Origin of the sequence: Psychrobacter pygoscelis (assembly GCF_004335015.1) — a bacterium.
Taxonomy (GTDB): domain Bacteria; phylum Pseudomonadota; class Gammaproteobacteria; order Pseudomonadales; family Moraxellaceae; genus Psychrobacter; species Psychrobacter pygoscelis.
Genome location: NZ_RQRU01000011.1, coordinates 1 through 4,147 on the forward strand (window position 1 = coordinate 1; position 4,147 = coordinate 4,147).

A 4,147-nucleotide genomic window follows, 5' to 3' on the forward strand; every position below is an offset into this window, starting at 1 on the left:
ATATTTTAGCTAAAAAATTTAGAGACAACTGGTCAAATGACATTCAGAATAGTAAGAATTTAAAATCTGTGGGAATAGTTGAATATCTTTTTAAAAACCAATCATCAAGAGATGTTTATATTTTTCTAGACCAGTGGGGCTCTCTTGAGGGACATCCATTTTATCCTACTTGGAAGTCAAAACCTGGATTGGATAAAGAAGATGTATTAAAACTTTCTCCTGAATTTAATTCAATTACTGATATTATTTTTACAGCACTACATAAAAAAAGAGCATGCTTAGAGTGGATGCCTGAAATTGAAGATATATCGATATGGCTTAGAGATAATCTGACTGATATATGGTCGGATTGGGTTAAATTTTTAGAGTCTAATAACCTTGATCCTGAAAATTACTATCCTTTGCCAGTACATGGGTGGCATTTAAGGCATTTTGTACAGAAAGAATTTAGTCATGATATTGAAACTAATAACTTAGTTATAGATGGTCCAAGTATTATGGCAAGACCCACTATGTCTTTTAGAACAGTGCTGCCATGTAATAAAGACGGAAAATCACTGCCTGATTTTCCACTAATTAAGCTACCAGTAGCAATATGGATGACAAGCGAAAGACGAAGTCTTCAAGCTAAGTCTATTCACATGGGTCCTAGAATAAGTCATGTTATAAATAAAATTATGTCTTCAGATAGTTTCTTTGATGATAAACTTGAAATTTTTACTGAACCTTTGGGTATTATTAGATCTGAGGCTGGTAATGACTATAAATACAGATCTAGCGACTCAGATATTTGTAGTTTGGGTAAAGGAGATACGCATCAAGGGCGCTTTCTGTCAGCAGTATTTAGAGATGCTAAAACTCTAGATAGATCTGATCAGCTATTTCCAATACCTGTAGCTTCACTTCTTACTTCGGGGTTAGATGGTAAAACTCCTATTGTTTCTGAACTGATTGATAGGATTAGTGATAAAGATAATGTACTTTTATTTTGGACAAAATATTTAAAAACTGTACTTCAACCTTGTATTGCTATGTATCTTTGTTATGGTATTGCTTTTGAGGCACATCAACAAAATAGCTTAATTTTATTTGATTATTCAGGAGTTCCCCAAAAACTTCTAATGAAAGATTTTGGGGATGGAAGAACTTACAGTCCTTTGCTTAGTGAAAGGGGATATAGAATAGCACCCTTTGTGCGAGAAGGTATTCTGCCAACCACTTTTGATAATGATATTTCCTTAGTGCGCTCTTTCTTGATTGATGCTTGCTTGATATGTCATTTAAATGAACTTGCGATGTTACTCACTAACCAATACGATCTAAAAAATGATATAGCATGGCAGTTAATGGCAAAAGAAGTTTTCAATGCGTTTGATTTAATTAAAGATAAAGTTTCCAATGACCTATGGCATAGAGAATATAATGCATTTTTAAAAGCGCCTTGGAAGACTCGTTCAGTTCTACGAATGCATTTAGAGGGTTATAAGGATTATCGTGTCGAGCATGAAATGTTGAACCCGTTAAGTAAATGGATACAATGAGCAGTTCTTTTAAACATCAGTTGTGGTGGGTCGGTGGGACGCTCTTTATATTGCAGCTTATTTCTATGGGTGCAATGGAGATGAGTGGACCATTTTGGTCTGTTTATTTGCGTGGACTTACAGATAGCGATAAGAGTTTTAGTATTGCCTCTACACTTGTGTATGTCGGTCCGATGATAGGTGTGGCACTCTCAAGCGGTATTTGGGGACGGATGGGAGATAAACATGGTCATCGTTTAATGATGATTCGAGCCTTATTAGGTCTCGCTGTAACTCAAATAATTATTTCCATGACTGCTGACATTTGGTTTATTGCCGTCTTAAGATTTGTTCAGGGTTTATTAGCTGGCTATATTATGCCAGCTCAAGCTTATGGTGCCAACTATACTGACAAGAATAACCGAATGAGATTGTTTGCTTGGCTGCAAATTGCAACCAATGTAGGATCTTTAGGGGGAGCAATAGTTGGTGGGAGCATACTTGATGTGGCATCTTTTCCCGTTATCAATAAGGTTGCTGGTATTGTCTGCTTTGTTTGTGCAATACTTGTTTGGTTAGTACTTCCAAAAGATAAAAATACAAGTAACGATATTACAAAATCTGATGGTGAAAATGAATCAATCAATATATCAGATGTAGAATCCTCATTCACATTATATGCAATCTTGTTGATTGGTGGAGGTTTGTTAACAGCAAGAATGGTACTTCAAGTACCATTCGCCCTTTATATGGTAGAAAAGTTTAATGCTCCATTCAAAATGACAGGTACAGCATATGGTTTAATGGCACTTGGGTTTATTATTGCAGCACCGATTTGGGCAGAAAAATTAAAGAATTCAAAACCAAAAACTATACTTAAAGCAGTAGGTTTTGTTGCCATTTCCTGTTCACTATTAACCATGATGGCTGGTCATACATCAAGTCTAATTCTTTTCTGTTTACTGTACCTATTTTGGGGCATGGCTCTTGGGGGAACAACTCCAATCTTAAATGCATTGGCATCGCAATATGTAAATAATAATAAACAAGGACTTGTTTTGGGAAAAGCTCAAAGCATTCAACAAATTGCATCTGTCCTAGGTATAGGAGTTGGTGCTTTTACTAGTCAGATATTTGGGTTAAAAATTATTTTTCCTATGGTTTCTGCTATATATTTTTTAGTAGCGCTCTCTTTGTTGATTTTAATAAAATCTAAGAAACTTAATCAAAGTTAATACTTATTGAATAGATTTAATTTAAATAGATACAAAAAATTATGAAATAAGTTTAGTTGTCAACCCAATAATTCGAGGATGATGTGCCTAATATCTTTTTTAAAAAGATGTACTGTCTTGTGAGGGTACGCCAGTTTGTTTTAAATATGGTGGAAGTAGCCGAAATTTAACAAGAATTTATAAATATAATCAATCCACAATAATGTTGGTACAAGGAAGCCGAGCGCAAGCTATACACTATTATGGCTATTGAGCTATGCTGAAGAAACCGTAGAGGTAAACTAAGCGTATTAGTCGGAGTTTATCATGGTCAATAAAATAAGAACCTACAGTGCAGAATTCAAAGCCAAAGCCATCAAGAAGATAGCAGACAATAACGGCAATATTTCAGCTACTGCAAAGCAACTTGGCATCGCCATGCAAACGCTATCGAGCTGGCATAATAAAGCCAATCAAGGCAAGCTTATCGGCACAGAGCAATATGATCCTGATCTTATGGCAGCTATTCAAGAAATAAAGCAGCTCAGGCGGCAGCTTAAAGTAGCTGAAAAGGAACGAGAGATACTAAATGAATAGAGATAAAGCGAATCACTGCTTCGCCCCAACGCAAGAGGAGAGCTATGCTCGAGTGGGGCGACGGCGTACTTTGCAAAGCACAGTTAATCAGGTACGCCTTTATCAAAGACAACCAGCAGCTCAGACTGGTTAGAGCTGCTGACAGTGAAACTCGTGAGCGCTATGGTGCTGATCGACTGTACGCAAAGCTGACAGAGTAAGGGTACGATATTAGCTTGTTCATGATCAAAAGTATTAAAGAAGAACATGGCGTCAAATGCCATCGCCACAAACGTTTTAAAGTCACCACGGACTCCGCTCACAATAAGCTTGTCTATTCAAACATACTAAATCAGCAATTTAATGCTAAGTGTCTAAATGAGCCTTAGGTCAGTGACATCACTTATATCTGGACCAATGAGGGCTGGTTGTATTTAGCTGGATTCAAAGATTTATACACAAAAGAGCTGGTCGGCTACGCCATTAATAATCGCATGATAGCAGATTTAGTCTGCCTTGTACTCAACATGGCAATCAAAAGTAAACGTCCAAGCCAAGGATTGGTTGTGCACTCTGACAGAGGTAGTCAGTACTGTAGCCACGCGGATCATAAAATCATTAAGCAGCATCAGTTTAAAGGCTAAAGGCAACTGCTTTGACAATGCATCTATAGAAAGCTCCTGTGGCATGTTAAAGAACGAGCTAGAGTAGGCGGCTGATCAAGACCCACAGTTTCGAAGGGTGTTTTATCATGAGCTAATTCCAAAGCTCAAGGTGATGGGCAAGACGCTGTTCATTATCAGTCATGATGATCACTATTTTGAACAAGCCGATAGG

The 4,147-nt window shown here is 37.1% G+C and carries 2 protein-coding genes and 1 pseudogene; all 3 read left to right on the forward strand.

The window, feature by feature from the left end:
* Nucleotides 1-1,541, forward strand: a 1,541-nt coding sequence (locus tag EGV92_RS13705) for an IucA/IucC family protein (protein ID WP_131669872.1), incomplete at its 5' end; no start/stop codon positions are given.
* Nucleotides 1,538-2,755, forward strand: a complete 1,218-nt coding sequence (locus EGV92_RS13710; RefSeq protein ID WP_131669873.1) for an MFS transporter — start codon at nucleotides 1,538-1,540, stop codon at nucleotides 2,753-2,755. The genes EGV92_RS13705 and EGV92_RS13710, both read left to right, overlap by 4 nt.
* A gap of 306 nt (nucleotides 2,756-3,061) precedes the next feature.
* Nucleotides 3,062-4,015 (forward strand): annotated as a pseudogene (locus EGV92_RS13715) (IS3 family transposase); the annotation flags it as partial.
* Nucleotides 4,016-4,147 lie beyond the last annotated feature (132 nt).